This window comes from Geobacillus genomosp. 3, assembly GCF_000445995.2.
Lineage (GTDB): Bacteria > Bacillota > Bacilli > Bacillales > Anoxybacillaceae > Geobacillus.
In genome coordinates, this window is sequence record NC_022080.4 from 1,534,384 (window position 1) to 1,557,717 (window position 23,334).

The 23,334-nt window shown below is 54.4% G+C and carries 23 protein-coding genes and 1 other RNA gene; 19 read left to right on the forward strand and 5 right to left on the reverse strand.

Translation table 11 applies throughout. From position 1 onward, the window contains the following. Nucleotides 1-24 precede the first annotated feature (24 nt). The 12 genes from M493_RS07650 to M493_RS07695 all read left to right on the forward strand — a co-directional run bounded on the left by M493_RS07650 (nucleotide 25) and on the right by M493_RS07695 (nucleotide 11,188). On the forward strand, nucleotides 25-1,377 hold the full coding sequence (locus M493_RS07650; protein ID WP_020959740.1) for an acetyl-CoA carboxylase biotin carboxylase subunit: 1,353 nt from the start codon (nucleotides 25-27) through the stop codon (nucleotides 1,375-1,377). Between the two features lie 22 nt (nucleotides 1,378-1,399). After that, entirely contained in the window at nucleotides 1,400-1,612 is a 213-nt protein-coding gene (locus tag M493_RS07655; protein ID WP_020959741.1) for an acetyl-CoA carboxylase biotin carboxyl carrier protein subunit, read from the forward strand. A gap of 110 nt (nucleotides 1,613-1,722) precedes the next feature. Then, nucleotides 1,723-2,640: a hydroxymethylglutaryl-CoA lyase gene (locus tag M493_RS07660; RefSeq protein ID WP_020959742.1), complete on the forward strand. Its 918-nt coding sequence runs from the start codon at nucleotides 1,723-1,725 to the stop codon at nucleotides 2,638-2,640. A 15-nt stretch (nucleotides 2,641-2,655) separates the two neighbouring features. Further along, on the forward strand, nucleotides 2,656-3,438 hold the full coding sequence (locus tag M493_RS07665) for an enoyl-CoA hydratase (RefSeq protein ID WP_020959743.1): 783 nt from the start codon (nucleotides 2,656-2,658) through the stop codon (nucleotides 3,436-3,438). A 269-nt stretch (nucleotides 3,439-3,707) separates the two neighbouring features. Then, nucleotides 3,708-5,261, forward strand: a complete 1,554-nt coding sequence (locus M493_RS07670) for an acyl-CoA carboxylase subunit beta (RefSeq protein ID WP_200865289.1) — start codon at nucleotides 3,708-3,710, stop codon at nucleotides 5,259-5,261. Nucleotides 5,262-5,324: 63 nt separating this feature from the next. After that, a non-coding RNA gene (gene ssrS / locus M493_RS17645) (6S RNA) lies at nucleotides 5,325-5,513 on the forward strand. A 213-nt stretch (nucleotides 5,514-5,726) separates the two neighbouring features. After that, nucleotides 5,727-6,167, forward strand: coding sequence for a MarR family winged helix-turn-helix transcriptional regulator (locus M493_RS07675; protein WP_020959745.1), 441 nt, complete (start codon nucleotides 5,727-5,729; stop codon nucleotides 6,165-6,167). Between the two features lie 3 nt (nucleotides 6,168-6,170). After that, nucleotides 6,171-6,809, forward strand: coding sequence for an efflux RND transporter periplasmic adaptor subunit (locus tag M493_RS07680; protein ID WP_020959746.1), 639 nt, complete (start codon nucleotides 6,171-6,173; stop codon nucleotides 6,807-6,809). A 10-nt stretch (nucleotides 6,810-6,819) separates the two neighbouring features. Beyond that, entirely contained in the window at nucleotides 6,820-8,487 is a 1,668-nt protein-coding gene (locus tag M493_RS07685) for a DHA2 family efflux MFS transporter permease subunit (protein WP_020959747.1), read from the forward strand. A 121-nt stretch (nucleotides 8,488-8,608) separates the two neighbouring features. Next, entirely contained in the window at nucleotides 8,609-10,666 is a 2,058-nt protein-coding gene (locus M493_RS07690; protein ID WP_020959748.1) for a transglycosylase domain-containing protein, read from the forward strand. A 77-nt stretch (nucleotides 10,667-10,743) separates the two neighbouring features. After that, the gene (locus M493_RS17650; protein WP_020959749.1) at nucleotides 10,744-10,893 is read left to right on the forward strand and encodes a DUF2639 domain-containing protein; all 150 of its coding nucleotides are present in this window, start codon (nucleotides 10,744-10,746) and stop codon (nucleotides 10,891-10,893) included. Between the two features lie 100 nt (nucleotides 10,894-10,993). Further along, nucleotides 10,994-11,188 carry an NETI motif-containing protein gene (locus tag M493_RS07695; RefSeq protein WP_041267900.1) on the forward strand — a complete coding sequence of 65 codons (195 nt, stop codon included), beginning with the start codon at nucleotides 10,994-10,996 and terminating at the stop codon, nucleotides 11,186-11,188. A 181-nt stretch (nucleotides 11,189-11,369) separates the two neighbouring features. On the opposite strand, the gene M493_RS18670 is transcribed toward M493_RS07695, so the two are convergent. After that, nucleotides 11,370-11,546, reverse strand: a complete 177-nt coding sequence (locus tag M493_RS18670; RefSeq protein ID WP_020959751.1) for a hypothetical protein — start codon at nucleotides 11,544-11,546, stop codon at nucleotides 11,370-11,372. 66 nt (nucleotides 11,547-11,612) lie between these two features. Then, nucleotides 11,613-12,386, reverse strand: a complete 774-nt coding sequence (locus M493_RS07700) for an SDR family NAD(P)-dependent oxidoreductase (protein WP_020959752.1) — start codon at nucleotides 12,384-12,386, stop codon at nucleotides 11,613-11,615. Between the two features lie 171 nt (nucleotides 12,387-12,557). Here M493_RS07700 and M493_RS07705 point away from each other — a divergent pair, with 171 nt between their 5' ends. Then, nucleotides 12,558-12,764 carry a DUF6501 family protein gene (locus M493_RS07705; RefSeq protein WP_020959753.1) on the forward strand — a complete coding sequence of 69 codons (207 nt, stop codon included), beginning with the start codon at nucleotides 12,558-12,560 and terminating at the stop codon, nucleotides 12,762-12,764. Between the two features lie 54 nt (nucleotides 12,765-12,818). Here the strand turns inward: M493_RS07705 and M493_RS07710 are convergent, their stop codons facing one another. Continuing rightward, complete coding sequence (locus tag M493_RS07710; protein WP_020959754.1) at nucleotides 12,819-14,111, reverse strand: sensor histidine kinase; 1,293 nt, start codon at nucleotides 14,109-14,111, stop codon at nucleotides 12,819-12,821. Between the two features lie 77 nt (nucleotides 14,112-14,188). After that, complete coding sequence (locus tag M493_RS07715) at nucleotides 14,189-15,385, reverse strand: MFS transporter (protein ID WP_020959755.1); 1,197 nt, start codon at nucleotides 15,383-15,385, stop codon at nucleotides 14,189-14,191. 515 nt (nucleotides 15,386-15,900) lie between these two features. Here M493_RS07715 and M493_RS07720 point away from each other — a divergent pair. The 3 genes from M493_RS07720 to M493_RS07730 are packed head-to-tail and all read left to right on the forward strand — an operon-like array spanning nucleotide 15,901 to nucleotide 18,857. After that, nucleotides 15,901-16,308, forward strand: a complete 408-nt coding sequence (locus M493_RS07720) for a GntR family transcriptional regulator (RefSeq protein ID WP_020959757.1) — start codon at nucleotides 15,901-15,903, stop codon at nucleotides 16,306-16,308. Continuing rightward, nucleotides 16,274-17,173: an ABC transporter ATP-binding protein gene (locus M493_RS07725; protein ID WP_020959758.1), complete on the forward strand. Its 900-nt coding sequence runs from the start codon at nucleotides 16,274-16,276 to the stop codon at nucleotides 17,171-17,173. Before M493_RS07720 ends, M493_RS07725 begins: the two co-directional genes overlap by 35 nt. Continuing rightward, nucleotides 17,148-18,857: a multidrug ABC transporter permease gene (locus M493_RS07730; RefSeq protein ID WP_041267755.1), complete on the forward strand. Its 1,710-nt coding sequence runs from the start codon at nucleotides 17,148-17,150 to the stop codon at nucleotides 18,855-18,857. The genes M493_RS07725 and M493_RS07730 overlap by 26 nt, the downstream gene beginning before the upstream one ends. 46 nt (nucleotides 18,858-18,903) lie before the next feature. Here the strand turns inward: M493_RS07730 and M493_RS07735 are convergent, their stop codons facing one another. Continuing rightward, complete coding sequence (locus M493_RS07735; RefSeq protein WP_020959760.1) at nucleotides 18,904-19,131, reverse strand: hypothetical protein; 228 nt, start codon at nucleotides 19,129-19,131, stop codon at nucleotides 18,904-18,906. Nucleotides 19,132-19,260: 129 nt separating this feature from the next. On the opposite strand from M493_RS07735, the gene M493_RS07740 reads away from it, so the two are divergent. The 3 genes from M493_RS07740 (at nucleotide 19,261) to M493_RS07750 (ending at nucleotide 23,259) form a co-directional block, all read left to right on the forward strand. Then, nucleotides 19,261-20,886, forward strand: a complete 1,626-nt coding sequence (locus tag M493_RS07740; protein WP_020959761.1) for a spore germination protein — start codon at nucleotides 19,261-19,263, stop codon at nucleotides 20,884-20,886. Then, nucleotides 20,883-22,091, forward strand: a complete 1,209-nt coding sequence (locus M493_RS07745; protein WP_020959762.1) for a Ger(x)C family spore germination protein — start codon at nucleotides 20,883-20,885, stop codon at nucleotides 22,089-22,091. The genes M493_RS07740 and M493_RS07745 overlap by 4 nt, the downstream gene beginning before the upstream one ends. Before the next feature lie 64 nt (nucleotides 22,092-22,155). Further along, nucleotides 22,156-23,259 (forward strand): GerAB/ArcD/ProY family transporter, encoded by a 1,104-nt coding sequence (locus M493_RS07750; protein WP_020959763.1) that lies wholly within the window; start codon nucleotides 22,156-22,158, stop codon nucleotides 23,257-23,259. Nucleotides 23,260-23,334 lie beyond the last annotated feature (75 nt).

The following is a 23,334-nucleotide window of genomic DNA, read 5'->3' on the forward strand; positions in this document are numbered from 1 at the left end:
CAGTTTTCACGAAAGGGTGAGACGATGTTTACAAAAGTGTTGATTGCCAACCGTGGCGAGATCGCCGTTCGCGTCATCCGCACATGCCAAAAACTCGGCATTCAAACGGTCGCCGTCTACTCGGAAGCGGACGCCGATTCGCTTCATGTCCGACTTGCGGATGAAGCGTACTTGATCGGTAAGCCGCGCGTGTCTGAAAGCTACTTAAATATCGAAAAAATGATTGAAGTCGCCAAAGCGGCGAAAGCGGAAGCGGTTCATCCCGGCTACGGGCTGCTCTCGGAAAACCTGGCGTTTGCCCGCCGCTGTGAAGAAGAAGGCATTGTGTTCATCGGTCCAAAGGCCGAGGTGATCGCTGCTATGGGCAGCAAGATCGAAGCGCGCCGAACGATGGAACAAGCCGGCGTCCCGATCGTCCCCGGTGTCTCCTTTGCGCTAGACAGCCCCGATGAAGCGGTCAAAGCGGCAGCTTCGATCGGGTATCCAGTCATGTTGAAGGCGTCAGCCGGCGGCGGTGGCATCGGTATGCACATCGCCCGCGACGAGGCTGAGCTGCGCCAGGCGTTTGAAGGAAGCCAAAAACGAGCCGCTTCGTTTTTCGGCGACGGAACGATGTATATCGAAAAATATATTGAACGACCGCGCCATATCGAAATTCAGTTGCTTGCCGATGGACACGGCAACTGCGTCTACTTGTGGGAGCGCGAGTGCTCGATCCAGCGCCGCCACCAAAAAGTAATTGAAGAAGCGCCGTCGCCGTTTTTAGATGAAGAAACAAGGCGGAAAATGGGCGAAGCGGCTGTGCGGGCCGCGCGCCATATCGGCTATGCGAACGCTGGCACGATCGAGTTTTTGGTCGATGAACAAAAAAACTTTTATTTTCTTGAAATGAATACCCGGCTCCAAGTCGAACATCCGGTGACCGAGGAAATCACCGGCATCGATATCGTCGAAGAACAGCTGCGCATCGCCGCCGGCGAGCCGCTCCGCTATCGGCAGGAAGACATTCGCCGCGATGGACACGCCATTGAAGTTCGTATTTATGCCGAAGATCCAAACACGTTTTACCCGTCGCCCGGCCGCATTGCTGCTTTTTCCGTTCCCGAAGCTGAAGGCATTCGCCATGAAACGGCGGTCGCAAGCGGCATTACTGTTACACCGTTTTACGATCCGATGATCGCCAAATTGATCGCCAAAGGCCCGGATCGAACGGCGGCGATTGAACGCTTGCTCGAAGCGCTTGGCAGCTATCGTGTCGAAGGGATTAAAACGAACATTCCGCTGTTAACGGCCGTGTTATCCCATCCGGCGTTCCGCGCCGGGGAAACAACGACTGATTTTCTCGCCACTTACTGGCAGCCAACGAAGATGAAATGAGGCAGAAACGGAGGAAGAAACGATGAACCAAGTAACGGCAACAATGGCTGGGAGTGTATGGAAAATTGTAATCGCTGTCGGCGACCGCGTCGAGGAAGGGCAAGATGTCGTGATTTTGGAGTCAATGAAAATGGAAATCCCAGTCGCCGCTGAAACGTCCGGCATTGTGAAACACATTCATGTGCAAGAAGGGGATTTCGTAAACGAGGGCGATGTGCTTGTCGAGATTGAGTAGTGAAAAGTTCGTGTGAACCGTTCCGCCCAACATTGCCTTTAGGCGTGGCAAAGAGGGCGAAAAAGGGGTCAGGGGAGGACGGGCAGAACGAAAAAGGGGGAGCGGAAAACATGAGCCGATGGCCGGCAAAGGTGACAATTAAAGAAGTCGGTCCGCGCGACGGTCTGCAAAACGAAACGGCGCCGGTTGCGACGGCTGACAAAATCGCTTGGATCAACTTATTGTCGGAAAGCGGATTATCGTATATCGAAGTAACGTCGTTTGTCCATCCGAAATGGATTCCGCAGTTGGCCGACGCCGCCGAAGTCGCAGCCGGCATCCGCCGGAAAGACGGTGTCACATATGCCGCGCTCGTGCCGAACGAAAGGGGGCTTGAGCGGGCGCTGGCCGCGGGGATCGATGAAGTCGGCGTCTTTATGTCAGCGAGCGAAACGCATAACCAAAAAAACATTAACAAAACGATCTCCGCCACGTTTCCAGTGTTAGAAGGAGTCGTAAAAACGGCCAAGCAAGAAGGGAAAACGGTGCGCGGCTACGTTTCCACTGTGTTTGGCTGCCCGTATGAAGGGGCGGTTCCTGTCGACCAAGTGCTCACGGTCGCCGACTGGCTGTTTGCGATGGGGATTGATGAACTGTCGCTTGGCGACACGATCGGCGTGGCAACGCCCAAACAAGTCGTGGACGTGCTTGCCGAGGTGCTTCGCCGGTTTCCGGCCGGGCGGATCGCCATGCATTTTCACGATACAAGAGGAACGGCGCTCGCCAACATTTTAGTGTCAATGGAGATGGGAATCACCATCTTTGACAGCTCTCTTGGCGGTCTTGGCGGCTGCCCGTATGCCCCTGGGGCGTCGGGAAACGTCGCCACGGACGATTTCGTGTACATGCTGCATGGCATGGGGATTGAAACCGGCATTGACATGGAGCGGCTGACAAAAGCGGCGTTGTTCATCCGCGACAAAATCGGCCGCCCACTTTCGAGCCGCTATTTACAAACGATTTCATCATCAACAGAAAAGGATATGTGAGGAGGAAAAGAACAAATGGGAACATTCGTATCATTTGAAATGCAAGAAAATGGAATTGCTATCGTGACATTAAACCGTCCGGAGGCAGCCAACGCGCTTTCAAGAGCGCTTCTTCTAGAGCTTGGCAACCTTTTGCAAGAAATCAAATTCCAAAAAGAGGTGCGTGTCGTCATTTTGACCGGAGCCGGGGACAAGGTGTTTTGCGCCGGCGCCGATTTGAAAGAGCGGGCAGGAATGAATGAAACGCAAGTGCGGCAGGCGGTCTCCTTGATCAGTAAAACGATCAACGAAGTGGAGAAAGTGCCGCAACCGGTCATCGCTGTCTTAAACGGCTCGGCGTTTGGCGGCGGGCTTGAGCTGGCACTGGCATGCGATATTCGTTTCGCTGCCGATGATATCCGGCTCGGGTTGACGGAAACGTCGCTTGGCATCATTCCGGGAGCGGGCGGCACGCAACGGCTGCCGCGTCTTGTCGGCATCGGAAAGGCGAAAGAGTTGATTTTTGCCGCGAAACGAATCACGGCCGAGGAAGCGGAACGAATTGGCCTTGTCGAGTATGTCGTACCGCGCGCTGAACTGATGGAGCGGGCGCTCGAATTGGCCCGGCAAATCGCTGAGAATGCGCCGATTGCCGTCCGCCAGGCGAAACGAGCGGTGCAAAGCGTGTTTAACGTCGACTTGGAGACCGGTTTGGCGATCGAGCAGCTCGCCTATGAGGCGACGATTCCGACAAAAGACCGGCTCGAAGGCTTGCAGGCATTTAAAGAAAGACGGAAACCGGTGTACAAAGGGGAGTAAAATGTCCCAACGCGGCCGGCCGAAACTCCGAGGAACGCGAAACGACCGCAAGCGCTTCAATGCCGCCTGAAACGGTGCGGCCTAACGCTGCGCTGATGGGGCTGTTTACGGGGCGGCCCATTGCGACATAGGCCGCCAAAGCGCCGCCCCAAAGAAGCCGGCCGCGATGCCAATGCTCTGAAACGGATTGGCGGGGCATGATGGTAGATGGGGAAATGCCGCCCGGGAAAACGGCGGAATGAACGAAGCAAGGAGGAGACAACATGGGGATGAAGGAAACGGCAAAAGAGCGCGCCGCGTTGGCCGCAGAACTCGAGAAGAGGGCGGCTGACATTAAAAAAGGCGGGGCGCCGAAATATCATGAAAAAAACGCCGCCCAAGGGAAGCTGTTTGTTCGCGACCGGTTGAATTTGTTGCTCGATCACGGACTGGAAGCGGAAGACGGATTGTTTGCCAACTGCCTCGCTGACGGTCTACCGGCTGACGGGGTGGTGACCGGCATCGGCAAAATCAACGGCCGGACTGTCTGTGTGATGGCGAACGATTCCACTGTCAAAGCCGGGTCTTGGGGAGCGCGTACAGTAGAAAAGATCATCCGCATTCAAGAGACGGCGGAAAAATTGCGCTGCCCGCTCATTTATTTGGTTGATTCCGCCGGAGCCCGCATTACCGACCAAATCGAAATGTTTCCCGGCCGGCGCGGGGCAGGGCGCATTTTTTACAATGAAGTGAAACTGTCGGGGAAAGTGCCGCAAGTGTGCTTGCTCTTTGGTCCGTCGGCGGCCGGCGGCGCTTATATTCCGGCGTTTTGTGACATCGTCATTATGGTCGAAGGCAATGCGTCGATGTATTTAGGCTCGCCGCGCATGGCGGAAATGGTGATCGGAGAAAAAGTAACGCTCGAAGAAATGGGCGGCGCCCGCATGCATTGCACCGTCTCCGGCTGCGGCGATGTGCTAGTAAAAACCGAGGAAGAGGCGATCGCCTATGCGCGCCGCTATTTATCGTATTTTCCGTCCAACTACAGCGAACAACCGCCGATTGCAGAAGCGAAGCCACCGAAATCATTTGACAAAACGATTGAAGATATTTTGCCGGTGAATCAAAATGCGCCGTTTAATATGTACGATTTAATTGAGCGGATCATTGACGAGGGGTCGTTTTGTGAAGTAAAAAGGCTGTTTGCGCCGGAAATCATTACCGGCTTGGCGCGCCTTAACGGCCGGCCGATCGGCATCATCGCCAATCAGCCGCGCGTCAAAGGCGGCGTATTGTTTCACGATTCGGCCGACAAGGCGGCGAAGTTCATCACCCTTTGCGATGCCTTCCACATTCCGCTTTTGTTCTTGGCTGACATTCCCGGCTTTATGATCGGGACGAAAGTCGAACGGGCGGGCATCATCCGCCACGGGGCGAAAATGATTGCCGCGATGTCGGAGGCGACGGTGCCCAAAATTTCAATCATCGTCCGTAAAGCATACGGCGCCGGATTGTACGCCATGGCCGGGCCGGCGTTTGAACCGGATTGCTGCCTCGCGTTTCCGAACGCCCAAATTGCGGTGATGGGACCGGAGGCGGCCGTCAACGCCGTCTATGCGAACAAAATCGCCGAATTGCCCCCGGAAGAGCGGCCGGCCTTTGTTGAGCAAAAACGGGAAGAATACCGGCGCGACATTGACATTTATCGTCTCGCCTCCGAGCTCGTCATCGACGGGATCGTCGCGCCCAACGATGTGCGCAATGAGCTCATCCGGCGGTTTGAGGCGTATACGTCCAAGTATATGATCTTTTCCGAACGAAAACATGGGGTATATCCGGTTTGAAAAAACTGGATGACCGTCCCCCTTGTCAAACAAGTAAAGATCGTGTATGATAATAATCACCAATCCGCTGCTGCGTTGTGCGTTGTAGAATGAAGTTTCAACCGATGGCAGTGAAAAGGGAGTTCTATATCGAAACCGGAATGCCATGCCTCTGATTCGTCAACGAGGACGGCAGGAACGTTTCTGCGAACACCCACCTAGTAGAGCGTGGTTGAGAAACTGCATTCAGCCGACGGCAACCGCGGCGCGGGTTCTCCAACGGAAACGGCAAAGGCGTCCATACGGGCGCCTTTTTTATTAGTGCAGCACCAGTCGCCGCCTTGTTTCAACAGGGCGGCGATGATTTTTTATGGAAAAGTGAAATCATATAGTTGATTTTCCTTATTGGCATGCTATAATCATATTTCGTGTACAAATAATTCTTATTGAAATTATTCGTGTTCCGTGATGAAAGGAGGGGGCAATATGGAAGGAATGAGCCGGGACATTATGTATGCCGTTTTTCGTACGCAAAAAGCGCTCTACCGCCTCATCCGTGAAGATGCTGCCCGCGTCGGGATTACGGAAGTGCAGCTGATGGTGCTGTATACATTGCTGAAAAAGGAATATATTCGCTTAAACGATCTAGCGGAGAAATTAAACTTGAGCAACAGCAACGTAAGCGGCACGGTCGACCGGCTTGTTGGCGCCGGCCTTGTCGTCCGGGAAACGTCGAAACAAGACCGGCGTGCTGTCATTTTGAGTTTGACAAAAAAAGGAAAAGAAACGGTGCTTGCCGCATTTGGCGAGCAGTCGGTGCTGCGCCGGCGGCTCCAGCGCATTCAGGAGCTCATTCCACCGGAAGAAATTGAGCAGTTTTTGCGGTTGCAAGATAAAGTGAAAACCATTTTACTCGGGGAGGAATAAACGGTGAACGTGAAGCGTTTGCTTGCTCTGAACATTTTCGTGCTCATTTTGCTTGTTGGTGGGGGATTTGCTGCGTATTACTATATCAATCAAACCGCGAACTATATAAAAACAGACAACGCCCGCATCGACGGCCAAATCATTCCGGTCGCTGCCCCGCTGTCTGGGAAGCTGACGTCCTGGTTAGGCACAACGGGAAAAACGTTCGCAGCTGGGGATCAAATTGGGGAAGTGTCGGACGGAAAACATACGGTCGCCATCACGGTGCCGCATCGAATGACGGTCGTGCAGCAAAATGCGGTCGAAGGTTCGTTTGTTGCTGCCGGGACGCCAATTGCGCGCGGATTTGATTTAAACGACTTATGGGTGACAGCGAACATTGAAGAAACGGATATAGAAGATGTGAAAGTCGGGCAAGATGTTGACATTTATGTGGATGCCTATCCGGATCGGAAGTTCAGCGGCAAAGTCGAGAAGCTTGGCTATGCAACAGCGAATATGTTCAGCTTGCTGCCAAGCTCGAACGCAACCGGCAACTACACAAAAGTGACCCAAGTCATTCCGGTGACGATTTCGATTGACAACTACAGCGGGGCCGGACTTGTGCCGGGCATGAACGTCACCGTTCGCATTCATAAGTAGGTGATCAGTGATGTCTACATTTGTCATTACCTATATCATCTTTGCCGTTTTCGTTCTGGCGGCCCTCAATATTGCGCTTCGCCGGCGCAAACCGGCTTCAGCTGCGGTTGAGACGCCAGGCGGTGCAAGGGCGGATGTGCGTCCAGCCGCCTCGTCCGGACAAAGTCAAGGTGGGCTTGGCGACATCGGCAGCCGCGGCAAAGTGGTGACGACCGTCATGCTTGGGGCGTTTGTCGCCATTTTGAACCAAACGCTGATCAACGTCGCCTTGCCTCATATGATGCAAGATTTCAACGTTGAGACATCAACGATTCAATGGCTCGTGACAGGATATATGCTTGTCAACGGCGTGCTCATTCCGATCAGCCCGTTTTTAATCGCCAAGTTTCCGGCGAAGACGTTGTTTGTTTCCGGCATGTCGTTTTTCACCATTGGCGCGTTTGTCTGTTCAATTGCCCCAACGTTTGCGATCATGCTCGCGGGGCGGCTGACGCAAGCGGTCGGGGCCGGCATTATTATGCAGCTCATGATGGTGATGATGTTGTCGATTTTCCCACCAGAACGCCGCGGGGTGGCGATGGGAACGGTCGGGATCGCCATGATGTTCGCGCCGGCGGTCGGACCGACGCTTTCCGGCTGGCTTGTTGAACATTATACGTGGCGTCTTTTGTTTTATGTTGTGTTGCCGATTGCCATTGTTGATCTCATCCTCGCCTCTCTTTGGCTGAAAAAAACACCGCGCCAAGGAAACCCGGTTCTCGATGTTCAAGGGGCGATCTACTCGACGATTGGATTCGGCGGCGTCTTATACGGGTTCAGCGAAGCCGGAAGTAAAGGATGGGGACAGGTGGAAGTCGCTGCCTCGCTTGTTGTTGGCTCTTTGTTTCTCGTTTTGTTCACATGGCGGTCGCTCCGTTCGGAGTATCCCGTGTTAAATTTCCGTGTGTTTCGCTATCCGGTATTCACGCTGTCAACGGTGATCGGTTCGGTCATTAATATGGCCATGTTTGCGGCGATGGTGCTGCTTCCGGTGTACTTGCAAAATTTGCGCGGCTTTACGCCGCTCGACGCCGGTTTGCTTATGCTGCCCGGGGCGATTGTAATGGCGATCATGTCACCCATTTCCGGTTGGGTGTTTGACCGCATCGGCGCGCGGGCTCTTGCCATTGTCGGATTGGTGATTACCGCTATTACGACATGGGAATTCAGCCAACTGACGATGGACACCCCATATAGTCATTTAATTTGGCTTTACATTTTCCGCATGTTCGGCATGTCCATGCTTGGGATGCCGATTATGACAGAAGGGTTAAACGCCTTGCCGCGTCATCTATACAGCCACGGTACGGCGATGGCGAACACGCTCCGGCAGGTGGCTGCGTCGCTCGGCACAGCGTTTTTAGTCACCGTCATGTCTAACCGGGCAAAATTTCATGTGGAAAATTACCGCAATGAAATGACAGAAAACAATCTGTTGTTTATGGATTTGGTCGGGCAACTGAAACAGGCGATTCCGAGCGACGAAGCGATCGCACAGCTGCTGTACGGGCTTGTCCAGCAGCGCGCGACGGTAGAAGGGATTAACGACGCCTTTTTCGTCGCGACCGGCTTGACAGTGTTGGCACTGATGCTCGCGTTCTTCTTAAAAGGAAAAAAACATAAATCGCCGTCGGCGTAAGCGAACGAAAGCGGCTTGACCGGCCGCTTTTTTTTTGCCGCTGCCGGCGTGGCGATAGACGAAAACAAACGGCCGTTTGCGAATTGTATAACCGCAGCGGATTTTCAGGGGGGATACAATAGTGGAGCCGCAAAGCAGGCAACAAGTGAGACAAACAAGACGAAGACAGCGTTGGCTGCGGATGTTGTGTGCGCTTGCTTTCGCTTTGGCCGTTGCCGTCGCCGCGCTCCATTGGATGATTGCCCGGCAAAACATTGCCGCGCTAAACAAACCGTTGCCGGCCGCGACGATCATTTATGATGAACACGGGCGTCCAGCGAGCAAGCTCGCGGCGGCGAATATCGAAGAAGTGTCGATCGAACGGGTGCCGGACCATTTCCTTCAGGCGATCGTCGCTGTGGAAGACCGCCGCTTTTACGAGCATAACGGCGTCGATTACTACGGATTTTTGCGCGCGATGTGGCGCAACATTCGCGCGCGGGCGTGGGTGGAAGGCGGCAGCACGATTACCCAGCAGTTGGCGAAAAACGTCTTTTTGACGAACGAAAAGACGTTGGTGCGCAAATGGAACGAATGGTTGATCGCGCAAAAAATCGAGCGCACGTACAGCAAACAAGAAATTTTAGAAATGTACATCAACCGTGTCTATTTCGGCGCGGGAGCGTGGGGAGTAGCGAGCGCGGCGAAAACGTATTTCGGCAAAGACGTTTCCGACTTGACGCTCAGCGAGTCAGCCATGTTGGCCGGTCTCGTGAAAGCGCCATCCGCCTTATCACCGCTCCGCCATTACGACAAGGCGGTCGCCCGGCGCAATGTCGTCTTGTCGCTTATGAAAGAACAAGGCTATATCGATGAACAAGAATGGGCCGCCGCGAAAAATGAGCGCATCGCCATTCAACAGGAACCGAAGCGCGATCCATACGCCGGGAAGTATCCGTATTATGTCGATGAGCTGATCCGCGAGGCGATTACGCGCTATGGGCTGACGCAAAGCGATGTCCTTTCCGGCGGACTGCGCATTTACACGGAGCTTGACCCCCGCATGCAGCAAGCGCTTGAAGCCGTGTATGCCGATGACTCGCTCTTTCCGTCAAGCCCGGACGGTGTGCTTGTGCAAAGCGGCGCCGTGCTGCTTGATCCGAAAACAGGCGGAGTGAAGGCGCTTGTTGGCGGCCGCGGCCGCCATGTGTTTCGCGGCTTTAACCGCGCCACCGAGCTTCGCCGCCAGCCCGGGTCGGCCATCAAACCGCTCGCGGTGTACACACCGGCGCTTGAACAAGGATACGAACCGTTTTCGCTGCTTAAAGACGAGCCGCTCAATCTTGGCGGCTACCGCCCGCAAAACTACGATCACACATACCGCGGCACGGTGACAATGTATGAAGCGGTCATTCATTCCCTCAACGTGCCGGCCGTCTGGCTGTTACATGAGATCGGCCTCGACAAAGGAATGGATGCGCTGCGCCGGTTCGGCTTGCCATTGGAAAAAGAGGACCGCCAGCTTGGCATTGCGCTCGGCGGCATGTCCCGCGGCGTCTCGCCGCTCGAGATGGCCGAAGCGTACGCGGTATTCGCGAACGACGGCGTCCGCCCGGACGGCCATCTCATTACGAAAATCGTCGACGCTTACGGTCATGAGGTGGCGGAATGGGAGCCGGAACGGGCGGTTGTGACGTCAAAGAAAACCGCCCAACAAATGACGGTTTTGCTTGAAGGCGTCATTCGTGAAGGAACCGGGAGACGGGCCGCCATCCCCGGCCGGGAGCTTGCCGGCAAAACTGGATCGACGGAAATGACGATTCCCGGCATCGATGGGGTGAAAGACCAATGGATGGTCGGCTATACGCCGCAGCTCGTCGGTGCGCTTTGGCTTGGCTACGACCGGCCGGATGGCACCCACTATTTGACGACAACGAGCGGGGAAACAGCGGCGGTCATTTTTCGCCACATCATGGAGAAGGCGCTGGTCGGTCAACCAGCCGCCCGCTTTTCATTGCCGCTTGTGAAAAAAGAGGAACAAAAACGCAAAAAGCATGATCAACCAACATCCGAATCCGCGCCGCCAAAGGCGAAAGAAAAGAAGGAAAAACCGCACCCGCCCGGCCATGAAAAAACCAAAAACAAAAAGGAGAAAAAAGGAAAAAGTAAGGAAAAAGGACATGGCGGCAAACATGACTAGCGATGGCCAACGGTGGTCTTCCCCTCTTTTTGCGCGCATATACATAAAGACAAGCGCATGAAAAAGGGGGGAGCGCCATGGCGTATTTCGGCTCGAAAGGATGGCTCGTGGCTGAGTTGAAAAAGGCAGGCATCACCCGTCATCCGGTCGGACGGAAAAAAATTGAGACATACAAGGCAACGGAGCTGTACGGGTTATACCGCAAGTATGTACAAAAGGCACGTTAAGCTGGACGGAACGATCCGGCTTCTTTTTTTGGGGCAACCTACAAGGGAAAGGAGGGAGGCGCACCCGTTGGTTGACAAGAGAGGGACCGCGCCGGAAGCGATGAAGAAAAAACGGTTTACGGTAGCAGAAGGGGAAACGATTGCCGCCTGTTTAGCGCGAATGAAGCAAGAAGGATACCGCCCGGTCCGGCGCATCGAGCAGCCGATTTTCCGCGAAGTGGAAACGAATGGCGAAACAACGGTCGAGCCGTGCGGGCGCATCATTGAGTTTGAGGCAGTGCGCGACGAGCCATAACGGGCGGTTGTTGGCTTCGCCATAGGCTGAAGGCACGGCCGCAAGTTCACCGGCCGCGGCGACAGGGGCGAAAGAATCCGCCAAAAAACCGGCCAAGAAGTTTTTTTCGATGGTCGCCGCCTATACAAAGCACGATATGGATCCGCCAAAAAAAAAACCGGAAAGGGGGTTCCTTTCCGGTCTAGCGGTGCGGCCATTCGCGCGTTTTCCTCGCCTCCCGGTGATCGCCGGTCGGGTTGCCGCTTGATGCTTCATAGCCAACTTGGTACACATAATGTTTCGGGGCGTGAATGACGTTATCCATCCGGTATTGATCTAGGTCGTCCTGGAATTGCCGCTTGCTTTCTTGTTCACTCATCGTTGCACCCCCTTACCGATATGGCCGGCCGCGTTTATTAGGGTGCGCCATCAAGGTGTGCTTTACTCAAAAGCCGTTGATCGTCATGCCGCCGTCGACAAACAGTGTTTGGCCGGTCATGTAGCTCGATGCATCAGAAGCGAGGAACACAGCCGGACCGACGAGCTCAGGCAGCTCGCCAATCCGCTTGAGCGGGGTGACGGCCAAAATGTCGTTGACATACGTTTCGTCTTCAAGCAGTGCTTTTGTCAGCGGTGTCCGGAAATACCATGGGCCGATGGCGTTAACACGTATACCGTAGCGCCCCCACTCAAACGCCAACACTTTCGTCATTTGGATGAGCGCCGCTTTGGTGGCCGCATACACGACGCCGGTGCGCAAGGCGACGTAGCCGGCGACAGAAGCCATGTTGATGATGTTTCCACCTTGCTCTTGTTCTTTCATCACGCGTCCGGCTTCTTGTGACACGAGAAACGCCGATTTTAAGTTCGTATTGATGATCGTCTCCCACTCATGGTCCGTCACATCCAAAGCCGGAGTGCGGATATTCATGCCGGCGTTGTTGACCACGATATCAAGCGAGCCGGCTTGTTGTTTGACGTCAGCGACCGCGTCGTGCACGGCTTCTCGGTCGGTGACATCAAGCGGATATATGTACGCATTTCGACCGAACCGTTCGATATGGCCTGCCGTTTCTTCCAAATCCGATTTCGTGCGGGCGATAAGCGCTACATCGGCTCCGGCTTCGGCAAACCCGATCGCGACCGCCCGGCCGATGCCGCGTCCGGCTCCGGTCACGAGCGCCGTTTTTCCATCTAAGCGAAACGAAGGCAAAAACATTGGAGTCTCCCCTTTCAGCATCATCGGTACATCCCCATGATAGCATGACCGACCGCTGCCGCCAATCGTTGGAATGAGCCTCTGGCAAGAAGCGGGAAGTGTACGTTGCAGACAGCGCCCCATCCCGTTACAATAAAAAGGAGAACAACATATAGACAAGGGGATGACACAATGATTCATTACACATGGGCGACCCGACCGACGGTCAAAAAGGTGAAATGCATCCATACCAACGCCGAAAAGTATATTGTCAACAACGTGTTAACGCCGGGAAACGTGTACGATGTCAAAAATGAAACAGAGGAATTTTATTTTGTCGTCGACAACAGCGGGAAAGTCGGCGGGTTTTACAAAGATTACTTTGAAGAAGTCAAGTGACCGCCCAAGCGGCGAAAAAAAAAACGGATGCGCGGCCACGCATCCGTTTTTTTCTCAGCCGGCGGCGCTCTGTTCCGAAGCCGGCGGCTGCACCCGGCCCGCGGGCAACGTGACCGTCAACGTCGTTCCTTTTTGAACGGCGCTTTCGATCGTCCACGTGCCGCCCATTTGCTCAATAATTTTGACGGCGACCATAGTGCCAAGGCCGGTTCCTTTTTCTTTTGTGCTGAAATACGGCTCGCCAAAGCGGCGCACTTGTTCTTTCGTCATGCCGATGCCGTTGTCGACAATCGTGATGACGACCGCCCCGCCTTGCCTATGCGCCGAAATGTGGAGCCGGCCGCCGTCCGGCATCGCTTCGATGCTGTTTTTCGCTAAATTGAGGAAGCACTGTTGAAAATATTGTACATTGCCGATGACGACACCATGTTTCAAGGAAGAGGAAATTTCGATCGAATGCATATGGGCGAGCGGCTGAATCATTTGGATGACTCTCTGCAGCTCAACGGCGACATCAATCGGTTCCGTCTTTTTTGGCGCCGGTTTGGCGAACGTCAAATAATCATGAATGATCGCTTCCGCTCGCTCGACTTCTTCTGAAGCGATGCGAATGTACCGCTCCTCCGTTTCGCGCGGCATCGGCCTAGTTTGCAACAGCTGGATGAATCCTTTCACGACCGTAAGCGGGTTGCGAATTTCATGCGAAATGCTGGCAGCAAGCTGACTGACGATCTCCATTTTTTCCATCTTCATCAGCTCCACCCGGGCGAGCTGCGCCTCATGGAGCGTCTCCATGACATAGGCGGCAAACATCATGACAAACGGCGGCATAAGAATGAAATAGACGATATACGGTTTCGTCACCGGAAAATCAGCGATGATGATGGCGACAAACGTTGTCAGCACCGCCAGCAAAAACGTCAGCCAAAGTGTAGTGAACAGCTTGGCAGGCCGGGGCAGCCGCTGAAACAGTGGCGAGACGGCCGACGCTGCCACGAACATAATGGCATAGACAACAACTGTGAGCGGCTGAAATCCGTACAAGATCGTGCGCGCCAGCATGGACACGGCAAAAAGCACCGCCCCAACCGCGCTGCCGCCATAGAGCGTTCCGAGCAAAAACGGAATTTGCCGGAAATCGTGGATGCACGTTGGATCCACGTAAATGGGAAATTTCATGCAGAGGACGGAGGCCAGCGCCATGCAAACGGCCAGCAGCGCCCGGCTGTACAACGGTTTGCGCTGAATCGCCGCACTATGGTCGTAAATGAAGGAAAAGGCGAACACCGTGACCAAAATGTAAAACAAATTGTTAAGGACGTGCTGGTTGATATAGAAACCTGCCATACAAAAAAATCTCCTAACTCAATGTGCATCATCGCCTCTCATTATATCGGAAAGAGAAGAAAAGAAAAATAGATTTGTTATGCCCGATCTTTTGGCAGCCAGACGGCTAGGGCGCCAAGGAGCGGCAGCGCGCTGCAAAGCCGCATGAGCGTGCCAAGCGACGATAAATCGGCGATTTTGCCAAGCACCACCGCCCCGAGCGCTCCCATGCCAAACGCCAAGCCGACAATGAGTCCGGACGCCATGCCGACATGGTTGGGCAGCAGCTCTTGGGCGTAGACGACAAACGTCGCAAAACTTAATGACAATACAAACCCGGCGATGAGCAAGATCGGCAGCGCCAACGAAAGCGGCACGTGCGGCAAGGCGAGCGCAAACGGCGCGGTGCCAAGCGTCGACCAGATGATCAAGTTTCGTTTGCCGAACCGGTCGGCGATCGGCCCACCGGCGAGCGTGCCGACCGCGCCGGCGATCATAAAAGCGAACAAGTACACTTGCGCCTCGCGCACCGAGATGTGGGCCGTTTCCATAAGATAGAACTGATAATAGTTCGAGATGCCGGCCGAGTACCACGAGCGGGCGAACACTAAAAAGACGAGCAGCACGAGCGCAAATATGACCGGCCGCCCGGAATCGGTGCGCTGCGCCGTCTTTTTTGTTTTGCCCGGCGTTGACGGGCTGCCAAGTTCATGCCCATACCATTGCGAGACGCGCCAAAGCAGAGCAATGCCTGCCGCCGCGGCGAGGGTAAACCACGCCGCACCCTTTTGGCCGAACGGTACGAAAACCAAGGCGGTGAACAATGGCGCCAACGCCCCCCCGGTATTGCCCCCGACTTGATAAATCGATTGGGCGAACGCCCGCCGCGCTCCGGCCGCCAAGTAGACGACGCGCGCCCCTTCCGGGTGGAAAACGGCCGAGCCAAGCCCGACGAGCAGCACGGATAACAAGACAAACCAAAAGTTCGGCGCCAGCGCGAGCCCGGCCATGCCAAGCAAACTCGCCGCCATGCCGAGCGGCAAAAAGCGCGGCGATGGCGTCCGGTCCGTCCATAAGCCGACGACCGGCTGCATGATCGATGACGTCATGTTTAAGGCGAACGCAATCCAACCGATTTGCGTATACGACAGCTCCATCGTCGACCGCAAAATCGGAAAGAGCGCCGGGATGACCGCCTGCATCGCATCGTTCAAAAAGTGGCCGAGGCTGATGGCGAACAAAATCGGGTAGACGGTCATGCCGACGGCGCCGGCTCGTTCCGAGTGAGCGTTCATGAAACCCCCCCGTTTCTGCATGAGTTCTCTGTTTTAATATTTTCATTATAATGGATTTTTTAACACTTTCAATTCCCTTCTTGCGGACGGTCGTTTGCATGACCGATATATGCGGCGGCCATCGTTGACAACCACTACTGATTCATCGGCCACTTCTCCTGTTTCCTCATTCATTTGGTAAGACATTGTAGTTAGTATGCTTTTTGGGAAATCAATCCATTTCCCGACGGAAAACGGATCATGCCGGCCATCGGGGACAATAACACCAAAAACGGCTTTGCCAAGGAGGGCGAGACGGTGAAATGGCTTCAACTCACTCTTGAGCTTGTCATCGGGTTTGTGCAGACGTACCAACCGGCTGCGGCGGTGCCGAACGGGTTAAAGGTGTAGCAAGCAGCAACGAATCCGGCAGATGCTGGATTCTTTTTTTATTTTGGAAAAAACCGTTGTTGTTTTTCTGTTTTAAGTGTACTATTAGTGATAGTACGGTAATGACAAAGGAAGGAGGAGGGGAGATGTTTGAGCTCGATTGGCGAAGCCGTCAGCCGATTTACGAGCAGCTGATGGAAAAAATGAAGGAAATGATCATTCGTGAGCTATGGCAGCCGCACGATCAGCTGCCATCCGTTCGAATGATGGCGAAACAGCTGATGGTCAATCCGAATACGATTCAAAAAGCGTACCGGGAACTGGAGCGCGACGGCTGGATTTATTCCGTTCCGGGAAAGGGAAGTTTCGTCGCGCCACGCCCGAAGCAGCCAAACACGGAGGCGATTGCCGCCGTTCGCGACCAAGTCATCCGCCTTGTTAAGGAAGCGCGGTTTTTAGGGGTGACGAACGAGCAGTTATGGCAATGGATTCAAGAAGGAGAGAAAGAGGGGGAGAGCGATGATTCAACTAAAGAACGTGACGAAAACGTTTGAGCGGTTTGCGGCCGTCAACGGCGCCGACATGACCGTGCCGAACGGGGCGATTTACGGGCTGCTGGGGCCGAACGGGGCCGGGAAGACGACGCTGTTGAAACTGATGGCCGGCATTCTCCGCCAGGACAGCGGAACGATTATGATCGATGGCGAAGATGTATGGGAAAACGTGCGCATCAAGCAACGGCTGTTGTTTTTGCCGGATTTTGTCTACTTTTTTCCGCACGCCACGATCCGGCAAATGGCCGCCTTTTACGAACGGATGTATCCGTCGTTCAGCCGCGCGCGGTTTGTTGAGCTGAAATCCATGTTTGCGCTTGACCCGGACAAAAAAATCCAGCAGTTTTCGAAAGGGATGCAGCGCCAGGCGGCGTTTTGGCTCGCCTTTTCCGTCCGTCCGGACGTGCTCATTATGGATGAGCCGCTTGACGGGCTCGACGCATTCGTCCGCCGATATGTGAAACAACTGTTCATTGACGAAGTGGCCGAACGCGGCATGACCGTGGTGATTTCCTCCCACAATTTGCGCGAGCTTGAAGACTTGTGCGACATCGTCGGATTGATGGCGGAAGGGGCGGTGCGAATGGAGCGCGACTTGAACGAGCTGCGCGCCGGGATGCATAAAATTCAAGTTGCGTTTCGCGGCGGGTTTCCGCGGGAGTTGGCGGAACGCCTGGACGTCGTGCATCGCGAGGAGCGCGGCAGCATCACCCTGCTTGTCGTTCGTGGCGAGAAACGATCCATCGAAGAAACGGTGCGTTCGTTTGCCCCGCTCATTCTTGACGTCCTGCCGCTGTCGTTGGAGGAAATTTTTGTGTATGAAATGGGGGGAACTGCTCATGTCCGCGAAACGATTGTCGGCTAATCGCGCTATGTGGGGGCAAAACATGCGGCAAGTCAGCTGGGTGGCAGTGGTTCATTTGTTGTTTTGGCTCGCTGCCATCGTCTTGCCGATGGGGTTGGCGTATTCGCAATACGATCCGAAAAACGGGGAAATCCCACGCTGGGAGACGGTGTACGATATTTCCAACGGCTTTGAGGCGCTCATTGCCTGGTTTGCTCCGATGTTGGCGTCCGCCGCGGTGCTCCGCTACATGCAAGACAAGCGAGCGGCTGATTTGATCCACAGCTTGCCGATCCGCCGTACGGAGCTGCTTGCCGGGCAAATGGTGTATGGTTGGCTCATGCTTGTCTTGCCGCTGTTGACGGCGGCATTGGCCGCTGTCGGCTGCTTGTACGGGCTTGATCTCCCATGGCCGATCGGCGCGGCGGACGTATGGCGATGGTTCGGAGAAACGTTGGTGATGGAAACGCTCATCTTTGCGCTTGGCATTGTGGTGGGCGTTCTTGTCGGCCAATCGGCGCTTCATGTCGCGCTGACAACTATTTTTCTCTTTTTTCCGGCCGGCATCATGGTTCTGATAGTTAGCAACTTGTCGCTGTTGTTATACGGATTTCCGGATATGTACTATTTATCGAGTGAACTCGATCAATGGGTGATGCCGATTCGCTATGCGATGTTGGCACATCAGGCGATGAGCGCGGGGGAAGCCGGGCTGTTGCTGCTGCTGTCGCTTCTGTTTTTCGGGTTGTCCATTTGGCTGTACGAGCGGCGGCCGGCAGAAGCGGCCGGGCAGGCGCTGGCGTTTCCGGCGCTCCGTCCGCTGTTTGTGTATGGGGTCGCATTTTGCTCGTGGCTTGTCGGCGGCTTTTATTTTGGAGAAGTGGAGCGGCAATGGGGCTGGATTGTCTTCGGCTATATAACGTTTTCTTTGCTTGGGTACGCGATTGCCCAGATGGTTATCGCGAAAACGTGGCGCGTATTTCACCGCTGGAAAGGGTATGTCGCGTTTGCGGCGGTGATGGCCGTTCTTGCCTTTCTCATCCGCGTCGATCTTACCGGCTATGAGCAGCGCGTGCCGGCAGTCGCAGACATTAAGCAAGTGTACTTCGGCCAGTCGACGATGAACTTTGAACACCCGGAGCAGATCGGCCGCTCGTTTGTAGAATATGACCAATTTCTCCGTACGAAAGAAAATATTGAGGCGGTGCGGGCGTTTCATCAGCAGCTTGCGCACGACCAACCGCGTTCATCGCGATTTGAGCAAGTTCAGTCGGTGGTGATCGGCTATGTGCTGAAAGACGGCACGCGCCTCCTCCGCCGCTATGAAGTGCCGGTCGAACTGTATATGACGCATTTTCGCCGCATTATGGAGTCGAAAGAGTATAAACAGCAGTACCATTTACTGCTTCGCCCGGGCGGCTATTCGCCGATCCGCCAAGTGACGATACGAAACATGAATACAGGGCAGCCGGTGCTTGTTTTAGCTGAGCCGAAGGAAATTGAATCGTTTATCGGCGCCCTGAAACAAGACTTGTGGAACGAACCGGTCGAAAACATGATGGGCACCGTGAGCATATGGTACGGAGACGTCGAACTGCTGCAAAGCGACGGCGATTCGTTCGGCTTGGGGCTCGCGGAAAACTATACACATGTGCGCCAATGGCTCGAACGGCGGCATGTGGGAGATGACTTGATCAAAAAATGAACGAATAAAAAACGGGCAGGGGCCGATCCTCTGCCCGTTTTGTCCGTTAAGACGCCGTCTTTTTCCGACGCCAAAGCCATACGGTGAGCAAGTCAAGCAGCCAAAAAGCGATAAAAAGAAATAACAGAAACAGCTCAGGTGTTTCCATCACGCGAAACGGATTGAGCACGTTATGAAACGATTGAAGCAGCGTTAATCCTAACAACAAGTCCATCCCTACCGCCGTTCCGCCCAACAGCAGCATAAAGGCGAGGGAGAGGAATACGATTTTCAATGCAAGCCACCTGCCGCTTTTTCGTTTAGTGTTCTCCGGCCAGGGAGGAATGATGCACCCCCGTATACACTGTTGGTTGATTGCCTATAATGGAGGATAAAAGTGACACGGAGCAAGGAGGAGAGGGGTATGTTGTTTCAGTGGGGGATGCGCCGGCAAAAGGATCGGATGAACGACGGCGTGCAGCAAGAAGGGACCGACCATAGCGGCGAAGCGGCGGACGTCCCGCAAGAGCCGCTGTCACCTGAACTGGCGGTGAACATTGACATCATTCGGCGGGCGACCGGAGAAAGCTGCGATGTCGTCATTCGCCGTTTTTCCCTCGGCCAGGAAACGCAAATGAAAGCGGCCATCGTCTTTGTCGACGGGCTCGTCGATGAAAAAAATGTGTACGAGTTTTTGCTTATGCCGCTCCTTACGGCGTCGTTTCCGCTCGCGCTCGAGGAAAAAGGGCGGTTTCAATGGATTGAAAAAAAGCTCGCTGCGGTTGGCGGCGTCAAGCATGTCGCCGAATGGAAGCAGCTGTTTTTTGATCTGTTTTCCGGGGCGACGGTGATGCTCATTGACGGGGTGCCGTTTGCCATTAGCGCGAGCACGAAAGGCGGGCAATACCGTTCGATTGAAGAGCCGCAGACACAAATCGCCATCCGCGGCCCGCGCGAAGGGTTTACGGAGTCATTGCGCACGAATACAGCGATGATCCGCCGCCGCATTAAAAACCCGAACCTTTGGCTGGAGACGATGCAAATCGGCACGGTGACGCAAACCGATGTCGCCATCATGTATGTGAAAGGAATCGCCAATGACGAAATCATCGAGGAAGTGAAGACGCGCCTCCGCCGCATCGACATTGACAGCGTGCTCGAGTCCGGCTATATCGAACAATTGATTGAAGATCAGACGTTTACCACCTTCCCGACAACGTACCATACGGAGCGGCCCGATATTGTCGCCGCCAATTTGCTTGAAGGAAGGGTCGCTATTTTTGTCGAAGGGACGCCATTTGTACTTGTCGCACCAGCATTGTTCATTCAATTTTTCCAAGCGGTTGAAGATTATTATGCCCGTTTTGACATCGCGACAGCCCTTCGTTTTTTACGCGTGCTCATTTTCTTTATCTCCCTTGTTGCTCCGGCCATTTACATCGCGGCGACGACGTTTCATCAAGAGATGATCCCGACCCAGCTCGCCATTGCCATCGCCGCCCAGCGCGAGGCGGTGCCGTTTCCGGCATTTGTTGAAGCGCTCATGATGGAGGTGACGTTTGAAGTGTTGCGCGAGGCCGGCGTCCGCTTGCCGCGCGCCGTCGGCCAGGCGGTGTCGATCGTCGGGGCGTTAGTCATCGGCCAGGCCTCGGTGGAGGCTGGGTTTGTATCGTCAGCGATGGTCATCGTCGTTTCGATTACAGCGATTGCCAGCTTTGCCACGCCGTCGTTTGCCATTGCCATCTCGGCGCGTCTCATCCGGTTTGGCCTCATGTTTTTGGCGGCGATGTTCGGGTTTTACGGCATTATGATGGGCATTTTGGTCATGACGATTCATTTATGCAGCTTGCGTTCGTTCGGCGTCCCGTATATGTCGCCGCTCGCTCCGTTTACGCCGTCAAATATAGGCGATACGCTGTTCCGTGTCCCGACATGGATGTTTCGCGAGCGGCCGCGCCTGATTAACCAAAAAAATATCGTTCGCCAATCGGGCGACCAAAAGCCGCAGCCGCCGGCGCCGTCGCGCCAAGAGAAGGGGGATGAGTCATGAAACGGCTGCTTGGCATGTTTTTGCCGTTTGCCGCCTGTGTCTGTTTGCTTTCGGGCTGTTGGAGCAAAAAAGAGCTGACCGATTTGGCGTTTGTCATTGCCGTTGGCCTCGATAAAACGGAAGACGGCAAGTATCTCGCTTCCTTTCAAGTCGTCAACCCGGGCAATGTCGCCGGGGCGACGCAGCGCGGCGGCGGGGCGGGCGGTGTGCCGGTGTCGATTTATACGTCAACCGGAGACAGCTTGGACGAAGCGAGCCGGAAAGCCTCAGAAAAAGTGTCGCGTCTCCTGTATTACGCCCATACGAACTTAGTCGTCATCGGCGAAGAACTGGCGCGCGAAGGATTGGACGGGGTGTTCGATGTGATGGAGCGGCACCATCAGTTCCGGCCGACGGCGCGCCTTGTCATCGCCCGCGGCCATTCAGCGAAAGATACACTCTCAGTGCTGACGCCGATCGATAAAATTTCCGCCAATCAAATTATTAAAACGCTTGAGTTTTCTGAAAAATCTTGGGGACAAACGATCCATGCGGATGTGTGGTGGGCGATTCGCGGCATCGCTTCGCCTGGGAGAAACCCGGTCATGACCGGGGTATCCATTGAGGGGAGCTTAGAAAAAGGGAAGCGTCAAGAAAACGTGCAGTCATCCGTGCCTGACGCCCGCGTCACGTTGAACGGACTTGCGCTGTTCAAAAACGGCCGCCTCGTCCATTGGGTGAACGGGCCGACAGCGCGCGGCATGATGTGGGTGCTTGACCGTATTCACCAAACGAATCTCACTATTCCGTGGGAAGGAAAACAGGAAGCGATCGGCTATCGGACGGCGCGGGCGAAAACGAATGTAGAGGCGCGCGTCAACAACGGCCGACCGTCCATCTCTGTCCATATCAAGGCGGAAGGCGACATCAGCGAGGCGCGCGTCCCCATTAACTTAGCCGACGCCGGCGTGGTATTTCGTTTAGAAAAAGAACTGGAACGGAACGTCAAACAGGAGGTTACAAAAGCCATTGAAACAGCCCAGCGCGAAAAAACGGATATTTTCGGGTTTGGCGACGCGGTTCACCGCGCTGCCCCACGCTTATGGAAGAAGATCGAGAAAGAGTGGCACGACCGCTATTTTCCCGAACTTGACGTCACTGTAACGGCTGATCTGTACATCCGCCACACCGGGCTGCGGAACAAGCCATATATAGAAGAAGAATAAATGGTCGCCGGCCAAAGCCGGCACGGGGGAGGGGAGTTGACTAGGCAAAGGCGGTGAGATTCAGTTGGAGCGCATTAAAATTAACGCACGCCAGTTATTTGTGTTAATTGTGCTGTTCGAACACGGCAGCGCCATCGTCATTCCGCTCGGCGTGAGCGCCAAGCAAGATGTATGGATCGCCATTTTGCTCGGCTTGGCGCTCGGGCTGCTGTTATTTTTCGTTTATCGCCGGTTGTTCGAATATTATCCCGACCAGCCGCTGACCGCTTACCTGCCGCAAATTGTCGGGGCGCCGCTCGGCAAACTGTTAGCAGTTGTCTATATTACGTATTTTCTTTACATTGCCGCCCGTGTGCTGCGCGATTTTGGCGAGCTGTTGTTAACATTTGCCTATCCGGAGACGCCGTTGTTTGTGTTAAATGCCATTATGGCGCTGGTTGTCATGTATGGCGTCTATAAGGGGATTGAGGTGCTTGCGCGCACCGGTGAGCTGTTTTTGACAGTGTCGTATTTTTTGGCGCTCGCCGGATTTATCCTTGTGTTTGTTTCCAGACTGGTCGATCTGGCTCAATTGCAGCCGGTGTTGGAGGAAAGCTGGAGGCGGGTGTGGAAAACGGTGTTTACCGAAACGCTGTATGTTCCGTTCGGGGAGATGATCGTGTTTACGATGCTGTTTCCATATATCAACAATCCAGTAAAAGTAGGAAGAGTTGGGGTGGCTGGCATGGTGCTGAGCGGAGTCAATTTGGCGATCATTATGGCGATCAATATGGCCGTCCTCGGTCCTGATGCGGCGTCGCGTTCGTCGTTTCCGCTTTTGGATACGATCCGCCGCGTGCAAGTGGCCCATTTTTTAGAGCGGCTTGATATCCTGTTTATGATTGTGTTGATCATCGGCGGCTTTTTTAAAATATCCATCTTTTTTTATGCCGGGGTTGTCGGGGCGGCCAATTTGTTTGGCATTTCGAGCCATCATCGGCTCGTCTATCCGCTCGGGCTGCTCGTGCTGCTTTTGTCGGTTGCCATCGCCAGCAATTATGCGGAGCATATTTACGAAGGATTGAAGATCGTCACTTTTTACTTGCATATTCCGCTGCAAGTCATCATTCCGGTGTTGCTGCTGATCATCGCCGCGGTTCGCCGGCGGTTCAGCCAGCCGACAAAATAAGAAAAACGGACTAGATGGTTTTTGCCGAAAAAAGAAGGAAAATGGACGAAAAAACGCGAATGAAACAATAGCATT

Excerpts from the sequence above, each read along its gene's own strand:
- M493_RS07650 (WP_020959740.1), top strand. The coding sequence starts at position 25 with ATGTTTACAAAAGTGTTGATTGCCAACCGTGGCGAGATCGCCGTTCGC.
- M493_RS07655 (WP_020959741.1), top strand. The coding sequence starts at position 1,400 with ATGAACCAAGTAACGGCAACAATGGCTGGGAGTGTATGGAAAATTGTA.
- M493_RS07660 (WP_020959742.1), top strand. The coding sequence starts at position 1,723 with ATGAGCCGATGGCCGGCAAAGGTGACAATTAAAGAAGTCGGTCCGCGC.
- M493_RS07665 (WP_020959743.1), top strand. The coding sequence starts at position 2,656 with ATGGGAACATTCGTATCATTTGAAATGCAAGAAAATGGAATTGCTATC.
- M493_RS07670 (WP_200865289.1), top strand. The coding sequence starts at position 3,708 with ATGAAGGAAACGGCAAAAGAGCGCGCCGCGTTGGCCGCAGAACTCGAG.
- M493_RS07675 (WP_020959745.1), top strand. The coding sequence starts at position 5,727 with ATGGAAGGAATGAGCCGGGACATTATGTATGCCGTTTTTCGTACGCAA.
- M493_RS07685 (WP_020959747.1), top strand. The coding sequence starts at position 6,820 with ATGTCTACATTTGTCATTACCTATATCATCTTTGCCGTTTTCGTTCTG.
- M493_RS17650 (WP_020959749.1), top strand. The coding sequence starts at position 10,744 with ATGGCGTATTTCGGCTCGAAAGGATGGCTCGTGGCTGAGTTGAAAAAG.
- M493_RS07695 (WP_041267900.1), top strand. The coding sequence starts at position 10,994 with ATGAAGAAAAAACGGTTTACGGTAGCAGAAGGGGAAACGATTGCCGCC.
- M493_RS18670 (WP_020959751.1), bottom strand. The coding sequence starts at position 11,546 with ATGAGTGAACAAGAAAGCAAGCGGCAATTCCAGGACGACCTAGATCAA.
- M493_RS07700 (WP_020959752.1), bottom strand. The coding sequence starts at position 12,386 with ATGTTTTTGCCTTCGTTTCGCTTAGATGGAAAAACGGCGCTCGTGACC.
- M493_RS07705 (WP_020959753.1), top strand. The coding sequence starts at position 12,558 with ATGATTCATTACACATGGGCGACCCGACCGACGGTCAAAAAGGTGAAA.
- M493_RS07710 (WP_020959754.1), bottom strand. The coding sequence starts at position 14,111 with ATGGCAGGTTTCTATATCAACCAGCACGTCCTTAACAATTTGTTTTAC.
- M493_RS07715 (WP_020959755.1), bottom strand. The coding sequence starts at position 15,385 with ATGAACGCTCACTCGGAACGAGCCGGCGCCGTCGGCATGACCGTCTAC.
- M493_RS07720 (WP_020959757.1), top strand. The coding sequence starts at position 15,901 with ATGTTTGAGCTCGATTGGCGAAGCCGTCAGCCGATTTACGAGCAGCTG.
- M493_RS07725 (WP_020959758.1), top strand. The coding sequence starts at position 16,274 with ATGATTCAACTAAAGAACGTGACGAAAACGTTTGAGCGGTTTGCGGCC.
- M493_RS07730 (WP_041267755.1), top strand. The coding sequence starts at position 17,148 with ATGTCCGCGAAACGATTGTCGGCTAATCGCGCTATGTGGGGGCAAAAC.
- M493_RS07740 (WP_020959761.1), top strand. The coding sequence starts at position 19,261 with ATGTTGTTTCAGTGGGGGATGCGCCGGCAAAAGGATCGGATGAACGAC.
- M493_RS07745 (WP_020959762.1), top strand. The coding sequence starts at position 20,883 with ATGAAACGGCTGCTTGGCATGTTTTTGCCGTTTGCCGCCTGTGTCTGT.